We start from the raw sequence: 16732 nt of genomic DNA on the forward strand, positions 1-16732 counted from the left end.
CCAGAGATGAATATCAAGATCGGTACTATCAACTTCATGGGCGTTCGCAACATTGCGTTCGCCGCAACCCTGATCCTCACCCTGATCGCCCTCGGCAGCTGGGTCTTCAAGGGCATCAACTTCGGCCTGGATTTCACCGGCGGTACGTCGATCAAGCTGACCTACGAGCAGCCTGCCGACCTTTCCAAGGTGCGTGAGCAACTGGTCGCCGCGGGTTACAGCGAGGCCGTGGTGCAGAGCTTCGGTGATACCCGCGACGTACTGGTACGCATGCCCAGCGAAGATCCGGAACTCGGCAAGAAGGTCGCCACTGCGCTGCAGAAGGCTGACGCTTCGAACCCGGCCAAGGTGAACGGCGTCGAGTACGTCGGCCCGCAGGTGGGTGAAGAGCTGCGCGACCAGGGCGGCCTCGGCATGCTCCTGGCGCTGGGCGGCATCCTGCTGTACGTGGGCTTCCGCTTCCAGTGGAAGTTCGCCCTGGGGGCGATCCTCTCGCTGATCCACGACGCCATCATCGTGATGGGCGTGCTGTCGTTCTTCCAGATCACCTTCGACCTGACCGTGCTCGCCGCGGTGCTGGCGGTGGTGGGCTACTCGCTGAACGACACCATCGTGATCTTCGACCGGGTGCGCGAGAACTTCCGCGTACTGCGCAAGGCCAGCCTGATCGAGAACATCAACATCTCGACCAGCCAGACCCTGCTGCGGACCATCGCTACCTCGGTATCGACCCTGCTGGCCATCGCCGCTCTGCTGTTCTTCGGCGGCGACAACCTGTTCGGCTTCTCCATCGCCCTGTTCGTCGGGGTAATGGCGGGTACCTACTCGTCGATCTACATCGCCAACGTGGTGCTGATCTGGCTGAATCTGTCCAGCGAGGACCTGATTCCTCCGCCGAGCAAGGAAGTCGACGAACGCCCGTAATAGAGCGCTTCCGGCCCTCCACAGAAAACTCCCGCTTCGGCGGGAGTTTTCGTTTGTAGGGGGTGTGTCACGTATTTGCCGGAACTTTCTTACAAAAGAGCTGCTCCAAGGCAAGGTAAAGGGCGAGGCCCGAATGAGAAGAAAGACCAGGAGAACCCTATGAACAAGTCGTTGCTAATCGGTACCGTGCTGGGCGCTGTAGGCGTGACTGCCGGTGGCGCCGTGGCTACCTACAGTCTGGTGGACCGCGCACCGCAATACGCCGAGGTGCTCGCCGTTCAGCCGGTCAAGGAAACCATCAAGAATCCGCGCCAGGTCTGCAAGGACGTGGCAGTGACCCACCAGCGCCCGGTCAAGGACCAGCATCAGATTGCCGGTACGGCAATTGGCGCCATCGCTGGCGGCCTGCTGGGCAACCAGATCGGTGGCGGCAATGGCAAGAAGATCGCCACCGTGGCAGGCGCCATCGGCGGCGGTTATGCGGGCAACAAGGTGCAGGAAGGCATGCAGGAGCGTGATACCTACACCACCACAGAAACCCGCTGCAGCACCGTCAATGACACCAGCGAGAAGGTCGTCGGTTATGACGTGAAGTACCTGCTCGACGGCAAGGCCGGCCAGGTCCGCATGGATCGTGATCCGGGCTCGCAGATTCCGGTCGACAAGAGCGGTCGGCTGGTCCTGGGGCAGCAATAAGCAGTCGCCAGGTGAAAGTGAAAAAGGCGCCCATTGGGCGCCTTTTTCTTTTCTGCTTTCTGTAGGAGCGAGCTTGCTCGCGAACCGCCTCAAGCCCTGGTGGCAGGATAAAAAACTTCGCGAGCAAGCTCGCTCCTACAGGGAGTGCGTTCTTGCAGGCACAAAAAAGCCCGGCATCGCCGGGCTTTTCTTGCGTCGCTCAGGCTCAGCGCTTGAGCGAGGCTGGCAGGTGCGGCTGGATGCTGGTCAGCAGGGCCTTGAAGCACTTGGTGTTGCCGGCAACGATCTGGCCCTTCTCAAGGAATTCGTGACCGCCGGTGAAGTCGCTCACCAGGCCGCCCGCTTCCTGGATCAGCAGGGCGCCAGCAGCCATGTCCCACTCGGACAGACCGAATTCCCAGAAGGCGTCGTAACGGCCGGCGGCGACGTAAGCCAGGTCCAGGCTCGCGGCGCCGGCGCGGCGGATGCCGGCGGTCTGGCCGACCAGGCTGCGGAACATGCCCAGGTAGGCGTCCAGGTTGTCCATCTGGCTGTCGCGGAATGGGAAGCCGGTGCCGAGCAGGGCGCCTTCCAGGCTCTTGCGATTGCTGACGCGCAGGCGACGGCCGTTCAGTGCGGCGCCACGGCCGCGGCTGGCAGTGAATTCTTCCTGGCGGACCGGGTCGAGGACTACGGCGTGCTCGAGGCGGCCGCGGTATTTGCAGGCGATGCTGACGGCGTAGTGCGGAACGCCGTGGATGAAGTTGGTGGTGCCATCCAGCGGGTCGATGATCCACAGGTAGTCGGCGCCTTCGCCGCTGCCTTCGAGCATGCCGCCTTCTTCGCCCATGATCCCGTGGTTCGGGTAGGCCTTGCGCAGGGCGGTGACGATGGAGAGTTCGGCCGCGCGATCGACTTCGGTGACGTAGTCGTTGGCTTCTTTCTCGTTGACCGACAGGGTATCCAGGCGTTCGATGGAGCGGAAGATCAGTTCACCGGCGCTGCGAGCGGCGCGCAGGGCGATATTCAGCATAGGCTGCATGGAGAGGTCACCTGGGTCGTTAAAGAAAGCCGAACATTCTAGCAGAAAGCCATGGAGTTCATAGAGCGACCTGTCGCCTGCGTGGCGCAAGACCCACTGCTGCGGTAGGATTCCCTCCCTTTTTCGCTTTTGTGTGGAGTCGCGCGTTGCTCGACAAAATTCGCGTGGTGCTGGTCAACACCAGCCATCCCGGCAATATCGGCGGTACGGCCCGTGCGATGAAGAACATGGGCCTGTCGCGCCTGGTGCTGGTCGATCCGATGGATTTCCCCAGCAGCGAGGCGCGCGCCCGCGCGTCCGGCGCCGATGACATTCTCGATGCGGCCGTGATCGTGCCGACCCTGGAAGATGCCCTGGTCGGCTGCAGTCTGGTGCTCGGTACCAGCGCGCGCGATCGCCGCATTCCCTGGCCGCTGCTCGACCCCCGCGAGTGCGCCACCACCAGCCTGGAGCATGTCCAGCAGGGTGGCGAGGTCGCGTTGGTCTTCGGTCGCGAGTACGCCGGCCTGACCAACGAAGAGCTGCAGCGATGTCAATTCCACGTGCACATCCCGGCCAATCCCGAGTTCAGCTCGCTGAACCTGGCGACGGCGGTGCAGGTGCTGGTCTATGAGGTGCGCATGGCCTGGCTGGCTGCTCAGGGGCAGCCGACCAAGCAGGAGAAGGTGGAGTCCACCGCGATGCTCAACAGCGTTCCGGTGACGTCGGATGAGCTGGAGCGCTTCTATGCGCACCTGGAATCGACGCTGGTGGATATCCAGTTCCTCGACCCGCAGAAGCCGCGCCACCTGATGTCGCGCCTGCGTCGCCTGTACGGCCGCAGCGGCGTCAGCAAGCTGGAGATGAATATCCTGCGGGGTATTCTCACCGAGACACAGAAGGCTGCCCGTGGGGAGCTTTCCAAGCGGAGTGATGAAGATGTTTGAGCGTGTACGCGAAGATATTCAAAGCGTATTCCATCGTGACCCGGCGGCGCGCAACGCCTTCGAGGTGCTCACCTGCTACCCGGGCCTGCATGCCGTCTGGCTGCATCGCCTGGCCCATGGCCTGTGGACGTCCGGCTGGAAGTGGCTGGCGCGCATGGTGTCGAACTTCGGTCGCTGGATGACCGGCATCGAGATCCATCCGGGTGCGAAGATCGGTCGCCGCTTCTTCATCGACCATGGTTTGGGAATCGTCATCGGCGAAACCGCCGAGATCGGCGACGACGTGACTATCTATCAGGGTGTGACCCTGGGTGGCACCAGCTGGAACAAGGGCAAGCGTCACCCAACGCTGGCCGATGGCGTGGTGGTTGGGGCGGGCGCCAAGGTGCTGGGTCCGTTCACCGTTGGTGCCGGCGCCAAGGTCGGTTCCAATGCCGTGGTGACCAAAGAGGTACCGCCGGGTGCCACCGTTGTGGGTATTCCGGGCCGCATCATCGTCAAGGATGATGCCGATCAGGCTGCCAAGCGCCAGGCCATGGCGGAAAAGCTCGGGTTCGATGCCTACGGTGTCAGCCAGGACATGCCCGACCCGGTGGCGCGCGCCATCGGCCAACTGCTCGATCATCTGCAGGCAGTCGATGGCCGGCTGGAGGGCATGTGCAAGGCTCTGACAGCGCTGGGCAGTGACTACTGTGCGAAAGATCTTCCGATTCTGCGGGAAGAGGACTTCGCCGGAGTGAAGGATCAGGAGAGCAGCAAGTCGGCGCAGTGATGCGCCGGCTCTTGCATTGCTGCTACAATATGCCGCCGTTCGCTGGCTAATTCCGACTAAAGTAATAGGTCTTATAGTTGACTTAAATAGTCGGAAAAGAGCATACTCCCGCCATACCAGCGATTCTTCCGGATTTCCCCATGCGATTGACCACCAAAGGCCGCTATGCCGTCACCGCCATGCTCGATCTGGCGTTGCACGCCCAGCGTGGCCCGGTTTCTCTCGCCGATATCTCCGAGCGCCAGGGTATCTCCCTGTCCTACCTGGAACAGCTGTTCGCCAAGTTGCGCCGTGGCAACCTGGTGGTCAGCGTGCGCGGTCCGGGCGGCGGCTATCAGCTGTCCCGCGACATGACGGGCATCCACGTCGCCCAGGTGATCGATGCAGTCAACGAGTCGGTCGACGCCACCCGCTGTCAGGGGCAGGGCGACTGCCACTCCGGCGATACCTGCCTGACCCACCACTTGTGGTGCGACCTCAGCCAGCAGATTCACGAGTTCCTCAGTGGCATCAGCCTGGCCGACCTGGTCGAGCGCCGCGAAGTTCAAGAGGTCGCCCAGCGCCAGGACGAGCGTCGCTGCTCGGGCAGTAAGCCGCTGCGCCTCGACAAGATTGAAGCGTCCGCCATCGATTGAGCGAACGCCCGCCTGTAGGAGTTACCTGATGAGATTGCCGATTTACCTCGACTACTCCGCCACCACCCCGGTGGATCCGCGTGTCGCTCAGAAAATGGCCGACTGCCTGCTGGTTGACGGCAACTTTGGCAACCCGGCTTCGCGTTCCCACCTCTTCGGCTGGAAGGCCGAGGAAGCGGCTGAGAACGCCCGTCGCCAGGTCGCTGAGCTGGTCAATGCCGACCCTCGCGAGATCGTCTGGACGTCCGGTGCTACCGAGTCCGACAACCTCGCCGTCAAGGGCGTCGCGCACTTCTACGCGACCAAGGGCAAGCACATCATCACCTCGAAGATCGAGCACAAGGCGGTCCTGGATACCTGCCGCCAGCTGGAGCGCGAAGGCTTCGAAGTGACCTACCTGGAGCCGACCCCCGAGGGCATCATCACCCCGGCGATGGTCGAGGCCGCCCTGCGTGACGACACCATCCTGGTCTCGGTCATGCACGTGAACAACGAAGTCGGCAGCATCAACGACATCGCCGCCATCGGCGAGCTGACCCGCTCGCGCGGCATCCTGCTGCACGTCGACGCCGCCCAGTCCGCCGGTAAAGTCGACATCGACCTGGAGAAACTCAAGGTCGACCTGATGTCCTTCTCCGCCCACAAGGTCTACGGCCCCAAAGGCATGGGCGCGCTGTACGTGCGCCGCAAGCCGCGCGTTCGTCTGGAAGCCCAGATGCACGGTGGCGGCCATGAGCGCGGCATGCGTTCGGGCACCCTGGCGACTCACCAGATCGTCGGCATGGGCGAAGCCTTCCGCATCGCCAAGGAAGAAATGCACCAGGAAATGGCTCGCATCGAAGGCCTGCGCAAGCGCTTCTTCGATCAGGTGCAGGACCTGGAAGAGCTGTACCTCAATGGCAGCCCCACTTCCTACGCGCCGAACATCCTCAACGTCAGCTTCAACTACGTCGAAGGCGAGTCGCTGATGATGTCGCTCAAGGACCTGGCCGTTTCGTCCGGTTCCGCCTGCACCTCGGCTTCGCTGGAGCCGTCCTACGTGCTCCGCGCCCTGGGTCGCAACGACGAACTGGCGCACAGCTCCATCCGTTTCAGCTTCGGCCGCTTCACCACTGAAGAAGAGGTCGATTACGCCGCCAAGAAGGTGGTGGAAGCCGTTTCCAAGCTGCGTGAACTCTCGCCGCTGTGGGATATGTTCAAAGAGGGTGTCGACCTGTCCAAGGTCGAATGGCAGGCCCACTGACCCGCCCCGTAGAAGTGAGGATTAGCCATGGCTTACAGTGACAAGGTCATCGACCACTACGAAAACCCGCGCAACGTCGGCAAGCTCAACGCCGAAGATCCGGACGTCGGCACCGGCATGGTCGGCGCGCCGGCCTGCGGCGACGTAATGCGCCTGCAGATCAAGGTCAACGAGCAGGGTGTCATCGAAGACGCCAAGTTCAAGACCTACGGTTGCGGCTCGGCCATCGCCTCCAGTTCCCTCGCCACCGAGTGGATGAAGGGCAAGACCCTGGACGAAGCCGAATCCATCAAGAACACCACCATCGCCGAAGAACTGGCCCTGCCGCCGGTGAAGATCCACTGCTCGGTACTCGCCGAGGACGCCATCAAGGCGGCCGTACGCGACTACAAGCAGAAGAAAGGTCTGCTCTGAAGCGATCCGTTGAGTAAGGAGTTCCCATGGCCATCAGCATGACCGAAGCCGCCGCCAATCACGTTCGCCGCTCCCTCGAAGGGCGCGGCAAGGGCGAAGGTATTCGTCTTGGCGTGCGTACCACCGGTTGTTCGGGCCTTGCCTACGTGCTGGAGTTCGTCGACGAACTGGCGGCCGAGGACGAGGTCTTCGAGAGCCACGGTGTGAAGGTCATCATCGACCCGAAAAGCCTGGTTTACCTCGACGGCACGGAGTTGGACTTCACCAAGGAAGGCCTCAACGAGGGCTTCAAGTTCAACAACCCGAACGTACGCGGTGAGTGTGGCTGCGGCGAAAGCTTCAACGTCTGAGGCTGGGTGTGGGTAGTCCCTGTCACTTCGCGCTGTTCGACCTGCAGCCGGGCTTCCGGATCGATCTGGAAGCCCTCGGCAATCGCTACCGTGAGCTGGTGCGAACCGTCCATCCGGACCGTTTCGCCGATGCTTCCGAGCGCGAGCAGAGACTGGCGCAGGCCAAGGCCGCTGAACTCAACGATGCCTACCAGACGCTGAAGAGCGTTCCGCGTCGTGCCCTGTACCTGCTGGCCCTGCGCGGCGATGCTCTGCCGCTGGAAGCCACGGTGCAGGACCCGGAGTTTCTTCTGCAGCAGATGCAGCTGCGGGAGGACCTGGAAGACCTGCAGGACAGTGCTGATCTCGACGGCGTGGCGCAGTTCAAGCGTCAGCTGAAGTCCGCCCAGCAGCAGCTCGAGGCGGATTTCGCCGAGTGCTGGGATGACGCCGCCCGCCGCGATCTGGCCGAGCGCCTTGTGCGTCGCATGCAGTTCCTCGACAAGCTGGCGCAGGAAGTGCGGCAGCTGGAAGAGCGACTCGACGATTAATCCGCGCGGCCCACGCCGCGCCCGATAGCCTGATTAGATACCGCATGGCCTTACTGCAGATCGCCGAGCCCGGACAAAGCCCCCAGCCACACCAGCGTCGTCTGGCCGTGGGGATCGACCTGGGCACCACGAATTCCCTCGTCGCTGCCGTGCGCAGCGGCGTCGCGGCTCCGCTGCCGGACGATCGCGGCGAAGTGATCCTGCCGTCGGCGGTGCGTTATCTCGCTGATCGCATCGAAGTGGGGGAGAGCGTTCGCGCTACTGCCGCGCAGGATCCACTCAACTCCATCATCTCGGTCAAGCGCTTCATGGGCCGCGGCCTGGAAGACGTGAAGCAACTGGGCGGCCAACTGCCGTACCGCTTCACTCAGGGCGAGTCGCACATGCCCTTCATCGAGACCGTCCAGGGCGCCAAGAGCCCGGTGGAAGTCTCGGCTGAAATCCTCCGTGTCCTGCGTCAGCGCGCCGAATCCACCTTGGGTGGCGAGCTCGTCGGTGCGGTGATCACCGTCCCTGCCTATTTTGACGACGCCCAGCGCCAAGCCACCAAGGACGCCGCGCGTCTGGCTGGCCTGCATGTGCTGCGCCTGCTCAACGAGCCGACTGCCGCCGCTGTCGCCTATGGTCTGGACAAGAATGCCGAGGGCCTGGTCGCCATCTATGACCTGGGTGGCGGCACTTTCGATATCTCGATCCTGCGCCTGACCCGCGGTGTCTTCGAAGTCCTGGCCACTGGTGGCGATACCGCCCTGGGCGGCGACGACTTCGATCATGCCATCGCCGGCTGGATCATCGAGCAGGCGGGTATCTCGGTCGACCTCGACCCGGGTACCCAGCGCCGCCTGTTGCAGACTGCCTGCGCGGCGAAAGAGGCTCTGACCGATAGCGACGTCGTTTCCGTTGCTCATGACGGGTGGACTGGCGAGCTTTCCCGTGCCCAGCTCGAGGCCCTGATCGATCCGCTGATCCAGCGCAGCCTCAAGTCCTGCCGTCGCGCCGTGCGTGATTCCGGTGTCGAGCTGGAAGAAGTCAGCGCTGTGGTCATGGTCGGTGGCTCCACTCGCGTGCCGCGCGTTCGTGAGCTGGTAGGTGAGCTGTTCGGTCGCGAGCCGCTGACTGATATCGACCCGGATCAGGTGGTCGCCATCGGCGCCGCCATCCAGGCTGATGCCCTGGCCGGCAACAAGCGCGGCGAAGAGCTGCTGCTGCTGGATGTGATTCCCCTGTCGCTCGGCCTGGAAACAATGGGCGGGCTGATGGAGAAGGTGATTCCGCGCAATACCACCATCCCGGTGGCGCGCGCCCAGGAGTTCACCACCTACAAGGATGGCCAGACGGCCATGATGATTCATGTGCTGCAAGGCGAACGTGAGCTGGTCAAGGACTGCCGGTCCCTGGCGCGCTTCGAGCTGCGGGGCATTCCGCCGATGGTGGCGGGCGCGGCGAAGATCCGCGTCAGCTTCCAGGTCGATGCTGATGGCCTGCTGGGCGTGTCCGCCCGCGAGCTGTCCTCTGGTGTCGAGGCGAGCATCCAGGTCAAGCCGTCCTACGGCCTGACTGACGGCGAAATCGCCCGCATGCTGCAGGACTCCTTCCAGTACGCCGGCGACGACATGGCCGCCCGCGCTCTGCGCGAGCAGCAGGTCGAGGCCCAGCGCCTGCTGGAGGCCGTGCAGTCCGCGTTGGACGCCGATGGCGAGCGCCTGCTGGATGCCGACGAGCGCCTGGTCATCGATGCCGGGATGGATTCGCTGCGCGAGCTGGCTACCGGCAGCGATGCCACTGCCATCGAACTACAGATCAAGCGTCTGTCCCAGCTGACCGACGCCTTTGCCGCGCGCCGTATGGACGCCACCGTCAAAGCCGCACTGGCCGGTCGCCGGCTCAACGAAATCGAGGAATAAGCGAAGATGCCGCAGATTGTCTTTCTGCCCCACGCCGAGCACTGCCCTGAAGGCGCGGTGATCGAAGCCCAGCCGGGCGAAACCATCATGAAGGCGGCGCTGCGCAACGGCATCGAGATCGAGCACGCTTGCGAGATGTCGTGTGCCTGCACCACCTGCCACGTGATCGTGCGCGAAGGCTTCAACTCGATGGAGGCCTCCGACGAGCTGGAAGACGACATGCTGGACAAGGCCTGGGGCCTCGAGCCGGATTCGCGCCTGTCCTGCCAGGCGGTGGTCGGCGAGACGGACCTGGTAGTGGAAATTCCGAAGTACACCATCAACCAGGTGTCCGAAGGTCACTGAAGCGGAGCGTCCACATGAGTCTGAAATGGGTTGATGTGCTCGAAATCGCCATCCAACTGGCCGAATCCAAGCCGGACGTCGATCCGCGTTACGTGAACTTCGTCGATCTGCACCGCTGGGTGCTGGCATTGCCGGAGTTCAGCGACGATCCTTCCCGCGGCGGGGAAAAGGTCCTGGAGGCCATTCAGGCTGCCTGGATCGAAGAAGCCGACTGAGGGCGCGGCTCACCAGAGCCGCGTACCCATTTGTCATGAACCCGCGTATAATTCGCGGGTTTTATCTTTAGGTGAGCTGTCGAAAATTCCCTCGGGGAGATTTTCCAGCCGCCGGCCCTGTCGCAGTCGGGCCGGCTTCGCGGTCGCCACCCATCGGGCGCGGCGCGCGGCAAACCCTAGAATCGCAGGAGCTCCTGGCCACGCCAGGGGCTTCTTGGCATTACCAACCTTGCTTTTCGGAGTTATTTCCATGGCCCTGCAACGTACCTTCTCCATCATCAAGCCCGACGCTGTTTCCAAGAACGTCATCGGCGAAATCCTGACCCGCTTCGAGAAAGCCGGCCTGCGCGTTGTCGCTTCCAAGATGGTTCAGCTGTCCGAGCGCGAAGCTGGCGGTTTCTACGCCGAGCACAAAGAGCGTCCCTTCTTCAAGGACCTGGTTTCCTTCATGACCTCCGGTCCGGTCGTTGTTCAGGTTCTGGAAGGCGAAGATGCCATCCTGCGCAACCGTGAACTGATGGGCGCTACCGATCCGAAGAAAGCCGACGCCGGCACCATCCGCGCCGACTTCGCCGTTTCCATCGACGAGAACGCCGTACACGGTTCCGACTCGGAAGCTTCGGCTGCCCGCGAAATCGCTTACTTCTTCTCCAGCACCGAGGTGTGCGAGCGCATTCGCTAATCCAGGCGAATGAGCGAGGGTGAATCCATGACTGATACCGCTGTAAAGGCCAACCTGCTGGGCATGACCAAGCCCCAGCTCGAGGAATTCTTCGAGTCCATCGGTGAAAAGCGCTTCCGCGCCGGCCAGGTGATGCAATGGATTCACCACTTTGGCGCTGTCGAATTCAGCGCCATGACGAACGTCGGCAAGGCCTTGCGCGAAAAGCTCGAGGCCGTTGCCGAAATTCGTCCGCCGGAGATCGTCAGCCAGGATATTTCCGCTGACGGTACCCGCAAGTGGGTGGTGCGCGTGGCCTCGGGCAGTTGCGTCGAGACCGTGTACATCCCGCAGGGCGGCCGCGGCACCCTGTGCGTGTCGTCCCAGGCCGGTTGCGCGCTGGACTGCAGTTTCTGCTCCACCGGCAAGCAAGGCTTCAACAGCGACCTGACCTCCGCCGAGATCATCGGCCAGGTGTGGATCGCCAACCAATCGTTCGGGACCATCCCGGGCAAGATCGACCGTGCCATCACCAACGTGGTGATGATGGGCATGGGCGAGCCGCTGCTGAACTTCGACAACGTCGTGACCGCCATGAGCATCATGATGGAAGACCTCGGCTACGGCATTTCCAAGCGCAAGGTGACCCTGTCCACCTCAGGCGTGGTGCCGATGATCGACAAGCTCGCCGAGGTGACCGACGTGTCCCTGGCCCTGTCGCTGCACGCACCCAACGACGAACTGCGCAACAAGCTGGTACCGATCAACAAGAAGTACCCGCTCGAGATGCTGCTCGACTCCTGCTACCGCTACATCACGCGCCTGGGCAAGGAGCGCGTGCTGACGATCGAGTACACCCTGCTGGCCGGCGTCAACGACCAGCCCGAGCATGCTGAGCAATTGATCGCACTGCTCAAGGATTTCCCTTGCAAGATCAACCTGATTCCGTTTAATCCGTTCCCGCATTCCGGCTACGAGCGGCCAAGCAACAATGCCATTCGCCGTTTCCAGGACATGCTGCACAAGAGCGGCTTCAACGTGACCGTTCGTACCACACGCGGCGACGATATCGATGCTGCCTGTGGTCAGCTGGTGGGGCAGGTGATGGACCGCACCCGCCGCAGCGAACGCTATATCGCCGTACGACAGCTGGCCGCGGATGCCGAACAGGCTCCGACCAACGCCAATCGAAACTGAACTAGGGAGGAATCCGATGACCCTGCGCGCCGCGCTGTGCTTACTGTTGGCAACCGTGCTGACGGGTTGCGTGACGACTGGTAAACAGGATCCTCTGAAAACCGAAAAGGGCCGGGATGAGGCACGCGATGCCTTCATCCAGCTCGGTATCGGTTACCTGCAGATGGGCAACACCGAACAGGCCAAGGTGCCGCTGCGCCAGGCCCTGGACATCGATTCCTCCAGTGCCGACGCCCACGCCGCTCTGGCGGTGGTCTATCAGGTGGAAAAGGAGCCCAAGCTCGCCGAGAGCGAGTTCCGCAAGGCGCTGTCTTCGCGCTCCGGTGATGCGCGCATCCTGAACAACTATGCGGGCTTCCTGTTCGAGCAGAAGCGCTACCAGGAAGCCTACGACACCTACATGAAGGCCACCGAAGACGGACTCTATTCCGAGCGCTCGCGCATCTTCGAGAACCTCGGCCTGGTCAGCATGAAGCTGAACAAGCGTGCCGAGGCCAAGGAGTTCTTCGAGAAGGCCATTCGCCTGAATCGCAACTCGACGGGCGCTCTGATCGAATTGGCCGACCTGAACTACCAGGATCGCGAGTACGTACCCGCTCGCGCGTTCTACGAGGAATACCTCAAGCGGGGCCCGCAGACTGCGCGCAGCCTGCTGCTGGGGATTCGACTGGCAAAGATCTACGACGACCGGGATACCGCTGCCAGCTACGGGCTGCAACTCAAGCGCCTGTATCCCGCTTCTCCTGAATACCAGGCATACCAGGCGGATAAATGATGAATACGTCGCAGCCCGATGTCATCGGCACGACCCGCGCCAACCCTGGCGAAACCCTGCGCCAGGCGCGTGAGAACAAGGGCTGGAGCACCGCTCAGGTCGCCGGCCAGTTGAACCTGACCGAGAACGCCCTGCGTTCGCTGGAGCAAGGTTCCTTCGATCAGTTGCCCGGTCATACCTTCGCCCGTGGCTACATCCGCGCCTACGCCAAGCTGCTGGGCATGGACCAGGCCCAGATGGTCACCGCCTTCGACCAGTACACCGGCACCGACGCCACCGGCAGCAACGTCCAGGCGCTCGGCCGCGTGGTCGAGCCCGTTCGCCTGTCGCGCAACCTGCTGCGCCTGTTCAGCCTGGCGCTGCTGGCCGTGCTGATCGGCTTCGGCTACTTCTGGTGGCAGGAGCGCTCCGCGCGCCCGGCCGAGACCGGTAGCCTGAACATGGAGCACGTCGAGGTCGAGAGCGCCGACGGCACCACCGAGATCCACACCCTCGACGAGCCGGAAGACCAGGCTGTCGCCGAGGATCAGGCCAATACTCCGGCGGTTCCGAACGAACCGGTCGGCGATAACGGCAGCGCCGAGGCACCCGCCGAAGCCGCTCCGTCGACCGCGCCGGCTCCGGCCGCTCCGGGCGTGCCGGCTGCTGCCGAAACCGCTCCGGTTCAGGTTCCGGCGATCCCGGGCCAGCCACCGGCTGCACAGCCGCCCGCCGCTGCGGCCAGCGCGGCCGCTCCGGTTGACCCGGTGACTCCGACCGAGGCGCCCGCCGCTCCGGTGGTTGCCGCCGCGGGGCAGGGCGTGGTCAAGGTTCAGTTCAGCGCCGATTGCTGGACCCAGGTGACCGATGCCGATGGCAAGGTCGTCCTCGAGGGCCTCAAGCGCAAGGGTGACTCGCTGGAAGTCGCTGCCAAGGCGCCGGTGCAGTTGCGCCTGGGTTACGCCCAGGGCGCCCAGGTCAGCTACAACGGCCAGCCGGTCGAAGTCACGCCGGCGCGCGGTGGCACCGCGCGCCTGAAGTTGGGTGGACAGTAAGATGCATTGCGAGTCTCCGATCAAACGTCGCCTTTCCCGCAAGATCTGGGTAGGTAACGTGCCGGTGGGTGGGGATGCTCCCATCGCCGTGCAGAGCATGACCAACACCGACACCCTGGATGTGGCCGCCACCGTGGCCCAGATCCGTCGTCTGGAAGACGCCGGCGCCGACATCGTCCGCGTCTCCGTGCCGGACATGGACGCCGCCGAGGCGTTCGGCAAGATCAAGCAGCAGGTGAAAGTCCCGCTGGTGGCCGATATCCACTTCGACTACAAGATCGCCCTGCGCGTGGCCGAACTGGGCGTCGACTGCCTGCGTATCAACCCCGGCAACATCGGTCGCGAAGACCGGGTGAAGGCCGTGGTGGACGCGGCGCGTGACAGGAACATCCCGATCCGTATCGGCGTCAATGCCGGTTCCCTGGAGAAGGACCTGCAGAAGAAGTACGGTGAGCCCACCCCCGAGGCCCTGCTGGAATCGGCCATGCGCCACGTCGACCACCTGCAGCGCCTGGACTTCCAGAACTTCAAGGTCAGCGTGAAGGCTTCCGACGTGTTCATGGCCGTCGCCGCCTACCGTCTGCTGGCCAAGGAGATCGAACAACCCCTGCACCTGGGCATCACCGAAGCCGGTGGCCTGCGTTCGGGGACCGTGAAGTCTGCCGTGGGCCTGGGCATGCTGCTCGCCGAAGGCATTGGCGACACCATCCGCATTTCTCTCGCTGCCGATCCGGTGGAAGAGATCAAGGTCGGCTTCGATATCCTTAAGTCGCTGCGCCTGCGCTCCCGTGGCATCAACTTCATCGCCTGCCCGAGTTGTTCGCGGCAGAACTTCGATGTGGTGAAAACCATGAACGAGCTGGAAGGCCGCCTCGAGGACCTGCTGGTGCCGCTGGACGTCGCCGTGATCGGTTGCGTGGTCAACGGTCCGGGCGAGGCCAAGGAAGCTCACATCGGTCTGACCGGCGGTACACCGAGCAACCTGATCTACATCGACGGCAAACCGGCGCAGAAGCTGCAGAACGATAACCTGGTGGATGAGCTGGAACGGCTGATCCGCGAAAAAGCGGCCGAGAAGGCCGAGGCCGACGCCGCACTGATCGTGCGCGGCTGACCGCAACAAGGATCCTAAGTGAGCAAGTCCCTGCAAGCCATCCGTGGCATGAACGACATCCTGCCGGACCAGACCCCGGCCTGGCGCTACCTGGAGCGCACCTTCGCCGATCTGCTGGACGCCTATGGCTACAGCGAGATCCGCATGCCGATCCTGGAATTCACCGAACTCTTCGCCCGCGGCATCGGTGAAGGCACCGACGTGGTCGACAAGGAGATGTACACCTTCCTCGACCGCAACGGCGAATCCCTGACCATGCGTCCGGAAGGTACTGCCGGTTGCGTGCGCGCCGTGCTCGAACACGGTCTTTCCGGTGGCGGCCAGGTGCAGAAGCTCTGGTACACCGGCCCGATGTTCCGCTACGAGAAGCCGCAGAAAGGCCGCTATCGCCAGTTTCACCAGATTGGCGTGGAAGTCTTCAACCTGCCCGGCCCGGACATCGACGCCGAGCTGATCATCCTCACCTGGCGCCTGTGGCAGAAGCTGGGCATGGCCGACGCCGTGACCCTGCAGCTGAACACCCTGGGTTCCAGCGAAGCGCGCGCGCGTTTCCGCGAGGACCTGGTGGCCTACCTGCAGGAGCGCTTCGATCAGCTAGACGAAGACAGCCAGCGTCGCATGACCACCAACCCGCTGCGCATCCTCGACAGCAAGGTGGAGAGCACCCAGGCCCTGCTGGTCGGTGCGCCGAGCCTGCATGACTACCTGGATGAAGAGTCGATCGCCCACTTCGAGGGCCTGAAGGCTCGCCTGGACGCGGTCGGCCTGCGCTATGAAATCAACCAGAAGCTGGTGCGCGGCCTGGATTACTACTGCCGCACCGCTTTCGAATGGGTCACCGACAAGCTCGGTGCCCAGGGCACCGTCTGCGGCGGGGGCCGCTACGATGGCCTGGTCAGCCAGTTCGGCGGCAAGCCGACTCCTGGCGTGGGCTTCGCCATGGGCGTGGAGCGCCTGGTGCTGCTGCTGGAGACCCTGGGCTTAGTCCCGGCTGCGCTGAGCCGCCCGGCCGATCTCTACGTCTGCGCCTTCGGCGAGCCGGCGGAGCTGGCCGCGCTGACCCTGGCGGAAAAGCTGCGTGAAGCCATTCCGGGCCTGCGCCTGCTGGTCAATGCCGGCGCTGGCAGCTTCAAGAGTCAGTTCAAAAAGGCCGACAAGAGCGGCGCACAGTTCGCAATGATTCTGGGTGACGACGAACTGGCCAACCGCGTGGTAGGTTTCAAGCCCCTGCGTGGCGAGGGCGAACAACAGAATATCGCCTGGGATGCTCTGCCCGAGCACCTGGCTGCCTGCCTCAAGCAGGCCTGAATCGAGCGGATAGGAGTATTGGGGTGAGTAACCGTACCGAAGAAGAACAGATCGCTGACATCAAGGACTGGTGGCAGCGTAACGGCATGCCCCTGCTGACCGGCGCCGCTCTGGCGCTGATCGTGGTGTTCGGCTGGCAGGCCTGGAAAAAGTACCAGAACAACCAGTCCCAGGGCGCCTCCATCATTTACCAGGCCCTGCTGGAAACCGCGCTGAACCCGACCGGCAAGCCTGACACCGCCAAGGTCGCCGAGCTCGCTGGCAAGCTGAATACCGACTTCGCCGGCACTCCGTACGCCCAGTACGGCCGCCTGTTCGTCGCCAAGGTCGCGGTGGACAGCGGCAAGCTGGATGACGCGGTCCTTGAGCTGAAGGCCGTGGTCGACAAGCCGGTTGACGCCACCCTGGGCGAGCTGGCCCGTCAGCGCCTGGCCCGTGTCCTGGCTGCCCAGGGCAAGGCCGAGGACGGCCTGAAGCTGCTCGACGGCAACGTCGACAAAGCCTACGTTGCCACCCGCGAAGAACTGCGCGGCGACCTGCTGCTGCAGCTCAAGCGCAATGACGACGCCCGCGTTGCCTACGAAAAGGCCAAGGCAGCCCTGCCCGAAGACGCCGCTGTCGGCGCCCTGCAGATGAAACTCGACGACCTGGCCAAGGGAGACGCCTGA

20 protein-coding genes are annotated in these 16732 nt (G+C 63.4%); 19 read left to right on the top strand and 1 reads right to left on the bottom strand.

All coding sequences use genetic code 11. From position 1 onward, the window contains the following. The first annotated feature begins 6 nt into the window (after window positions 1-6). Together secF and AC2T4A_RS11390 are read left to right on the top strand one after the other, a co-directional pair. Window positions 7-924 carry a protein translocase subunit SecF gene (secF, locus tag AC2T4A_RS11385; protein WP_416744552.1) on the top strand — a complete coding sequence of 306 codons (918 nt, stop codon included), beginning with the start codon at window positions 7-9 and terminating at the stop codon, window positions 922-924. 159 nt (window positions 925-1083) lie between these two features. Further along, complete coding sequence (locus tag AC2T4A_RS11390) at window positions 1084-1620, top strand: glycine zipper 2TM domain-containing protein (RefSeq protein WP_037010115.1); 537 nt, start codon at window positions 1084-1086, stop codon at window positions 1618-1620. A 205-nt stretch (window positions 1621-1825) separates the two neighbouring features. Here AC2T4A_RS11390 and suhB read toward each other — a convergent pair whose 3' ends face one another. Continuing rightward, window positions 1826-2641, bottom strand: coding sequence for a type III secretion system regulator SuhB (suhB, locus tag AC2T4A_RS11395; protein WP_081515987.1), 816 nt, complete (start codon window positions 2639-2641; stop codon window positions 1826-1828). A gap of 146 nt (window positions 2642-2787) precedes the next feature. Between suhB and trmJ the strand changes: the two genes are divergently transcribed. The 17 genes from trmJ to AC2T4A_RS11480 all read left to right on the top strand — a co-directional run bounded on the left by trmJ (window position 2788) and on the right by AC2T4A_RS11480 (window position 16732). Next, window positions 2788-3567, top strand: coding sequence for a tRNA (cytosine(32)/uridine(32)-2'-O)-methyltransferase TrmJ (gene trmJ, locus AC2T4A_RS11400; protein ID WP_478377756.1), 780 nt, complete (start codon window positions 2788-2790; stop codon window positions 3565-3567). Beyond that, window positions 3560-4339, top strand: coding sequence for a serine O-acetyltransferase (gene cysE, locus AC2T4A_RS11405; protein ID WP_416744550.1), 780 nt, complete (start codon window positions 3560-3562; stop codon window positions 4337-4339). The genes trmJ and cysE overlap by 8 nt, the downstream gene beginning before the upstream one ends. 140 nt (window positions 4340-4479) lie before the next feature. After that, window positions 4480-4974 carry a Fe-S cluster assembly transcriptional regulator IscR gene (gene iscR, locus AC2T4A_RS11410; protein ID WP_088419609.1) on the top strand — a complete coding sequence of 165 codons (495 nt, stop codon included), beginning with the start codon at window positions 4480-4482 and terminating at the stop codon, window positions 4972-4974. A 28-nt stretch (window positions 4975-5002) separates the two neighbouring features. After that, entirely contained in the window at window positions 5003-6217 is a 1215-nt protein-coding gene (locus AC2T4A_RS11415; protein ID WP_081515981.1) for an IscS subfamily cysteine desulfurase, read from the top strand. 27 nt (window positions 6218-6244) lie between these two features. After that, window positions 6245-6631, top strand: a complete 387-nt coding sequence (iscU, locus tag AC2T4A_RS11420) for a Fe-S cluster assembly scaffold IscU (protein WP_015478505.1) — start codon at window positions 6245-6247, stop codon at window positions 6629-6631. Between the two features lie 26 nt (window positions 6632-6657). After that, entirely contained in the window at window positions 6658-6981 is a 324-nt protein-coding gene (gene iscA / locus AC2T4A_RS11425) for an iron-sulfur cluster assembly protein IscA (RefSeq protein WP_024762955.1), read from the top strand. A gap of 8 nt (window positions 6982-6989) precedes the next feature. Continuing rightward, a complete protein-coding gene (hscB, locus tag AC2T4A_RS11430) occupies window positions 6990-7511 on the top strand; it encodes a co-chaperone HscB (protein ID WP_416744549.1) in 522 nt (173 codons plus the stop codon). Between the two features lie 44 nt (window positions 7512-7555). Continuing rightward, complete coding sequence (hscA, locus tag AC2T4A_RS11435; RefSeq protein WP_486743348.1) at window positions 7556-9415, top strand: Fe-S protein assembly chaperone HscA; 1860 nt, start codon at window positions 7556-7558, stop codon at window positions 9413-9415. A 6-nt stretch (window positions 9416-9421) separates the two neighbouring features. Continuing rightward, a complete protein-coding gene (gene fdx / locus AC2T4A_RS11440; RefSeq protein ID WP_017522289.1) occupies window positions 9422-9760 on the top strand; it encodes an ISC system 2Fe-2S type ferredoxin in 339 nt (112 codons plus the stop codon). Window positions 9761-9774: 14 nt separating this feature from the next. Further along, the gene (gene iscX / locus AC2T4A_RS11445; protein WP_017522288.1) at window positions 9775-9975 is read left to right on the top strand and encodes a Fe-S cluster assembly protein IscX; all 201 of its coding nucleotides are present in this window, start codon (window positions 9775-9777) and stop codon (window positions 9973-9975) included. A 250-nt stretch (window positions 9976-10225) separates the two neighbouring features. After that, the gene (gene ndk / locus AC2T4A_RS11450; RefSeq protein WP_024762960.1) at window positions 10226-10657 is read left to right on the top strand and encodes a nucleoside-diphosphate kinase; all 432 of its coding nucleotides are present in this window, start codon (window positions 10226-10228) and stop codon (window positions 10655-10657) included. A 27-nt stretch (window positions 10658-10684) separates the two neighbouring features. Then, window positions 10685-11833, top strand: coding sequence for a dual-specificity RNA methyltransferase RlmN (gene rlmN, locus AC2T4A_RS11455; RefSeq protein WP_416744547.1), 1149 nt, complete (start codon window positions 10685-10687; stop codon window positions 11831-11833). Between the two features lie 16 nt (window positions 11834-11849). Further along, window positions 11850-12608 carry a type IV pilus biogenesis/stability protein PilW gene (gene pilW / locus AC2T4A_RS11460; RefSeq protein ID WP_416744546.1) on the top strand — a complete coding sequence of 253 codons (759 nt, stop codon included), beginning with the start codon at window positions 11850-11852 and terminating at the stop codon, window positions 12606-12608. Further along, on the top strand, window positions 12605-13642 hold the full coding sequence (locus tag AC2T4A_RS11465; protein WP_486743349.1) for a RodZ domain-containing protein: 1038 nt from the start codon (window positions 12605-12607) through the stop codon (window positions 13640-13642). The genes pilW and AC2T4A_RS11465 overlap by 4 nt, the downstream gene beginning before the upstream one ends. A 1-nt stretch (window position 13643) precedes the next feature. Beyond that, on the top strand, window positions 13644-14756 hold the full coding sequence (gene ispG, locus AC2T4A_RS11470; protein WP_486743350.1) for a flavodoxin-dependent (E)-4-hydroxy-3-methylbut-2-enyl-diphosphate synthase: 1113 nt from the start codon (window positions 13644-13646) through the stop codon (window positions 14754-14756). An 18-nt stretch (window positions 14757-14774) separates the two neighbouring features. Beyond that, a complete protein-coding gene (hisS, locus tag AC2T4A_RS11475; protein ID WP_486743351.1) occupies window positions 14775-16064 on the top strand; it encodes a histidine--tRNA ligase in 1290 nt (429 codons plus the stop codon). A 23-nt stretch (window positions 16065-16087) separates the two neighbouring features. Beyond that, window positions 16088-16732 carry a YfgM family protein gene (locus tag AC2T4A_RS11480; protein ID WP_138215440.1) on the top strand — a complete coding sequence of 215 codons (645 nt, stop codon included), beginning with the start codon at window positions 16088-16090 and terminating at the stop codon, window positions 16730-16732.

The organism is Pseudomonas sp. PVC-3-1 (genome assembly GCF_057444315.1).

Excerpts from the sequence above, each read along its gene's own strand:
- secF (WP_416744552.1), top strand. The coding sequence starts at position 7 with ATGAATATCAAGATCGGTACTATCAACTTCATGGGCGTTCGCAACATT.
- AC2T4A_RS11390 (WP_037010115.1), top strand. The coding sequence starts at position 1,084 with ATGAACAAGTCGTTGCTAATCGGTACCGTGCTGGGCGCTGTAGGCGTG.
- suhB (WP_081515987.1), bottom strand. The coding sequence starts at position 2,641 with ATGCAGCCTATGCTGAATATCGCCCTGCGCGCCGCTCGCAGCGCCGGT.
- cysE (WP_416744550.1), top strand. The coding sequence starts at position 3,560 with ATGTTTGAGCGTGTACGCGAAGATATTCAAAGCGTATTCCATCGTGAC.
- iscR (WP_088419609.1), top strand. The coding sequence starts at position 4,480 with ATGCGATTGACCACCAAAGGCCGCTATGCCGTCACCGCCATGCTCGAT.
- AC2T4A_RS11415 (WP_081515981.1), top strand. The coding sequence starts at position 5,003 with ATGAGATTGCCGATTTACCTCGACTACTCCGCCACCACCCCGGTGGAT.
- iscU (WP_015478505.1), top strand. The coding sequence starts at position 6,245 with ATGGCTTACAGTGACAAGGTCATCGACCACTACGAAAACCCGCGCAAC.
- iscA (WP_024762955.1), top strand. The coding sequence starts at position 6,658 with ATGGCCATCAGCATGACCGAAGCCGCCGCCAATCACGTTCGCCGCTCC.
- hscA (WP_486743348.1), top strand. The coding sequence starts at position 7,556 with ATGGCCTTACTGCAGATCGCCGAGCCCGGACAAAGCCCCCAGCCACAC.
- fdx (WP_017522289.1), top strand. The coding sequence starts at position 9,422 with ATGCCGCAGATTGTCTTTCTGCCCCACGCCGAGCACTGCCCTGAAGGC.
- iscX (WP_017522288.1), top strand. The coding sequence starts at position 9,775 with ATGAGTCTGAAATGGGTTGATGTGCTCGAAATCGCCATCCAACTGGCC.
- ndk (WP_024762960.1), top strand. The coding sequence starts at position 10,226 with ATGGCCCTGCAACGTACCTTCTCCATCATCAAGCCCGACGCTGTTTCC.
- rlmN (WP_416744547.1), top strand. The coding sequence starts at position 10,685 with ATGACTGATACCGCTGTAAAGGCCAACCTGCTGGGCATGACCAAGCCC.
- pilW (WP_416744546.1), top strand. The coding sequence starts at position 11,850 with ATGACCCTGCGCGCCGCGCTGTGCTTACTGTTGGCAACCGTGCTGACG.
- AC2T4A_RS11465 (WP_486743349.1), top strand. The coding sequence starts at position 12,605 with ATGATGAATACGTCGCAGCCCGATGTCATCGGCACGACCCGCGCCAAC.
- ispG (WP_486743350.1), top strand. The coding sequence starts at position 13,644 with ATGCATTGCGAGTCTCCGATCAAACGTCGCCTTTCCCGCAAGATCTGG.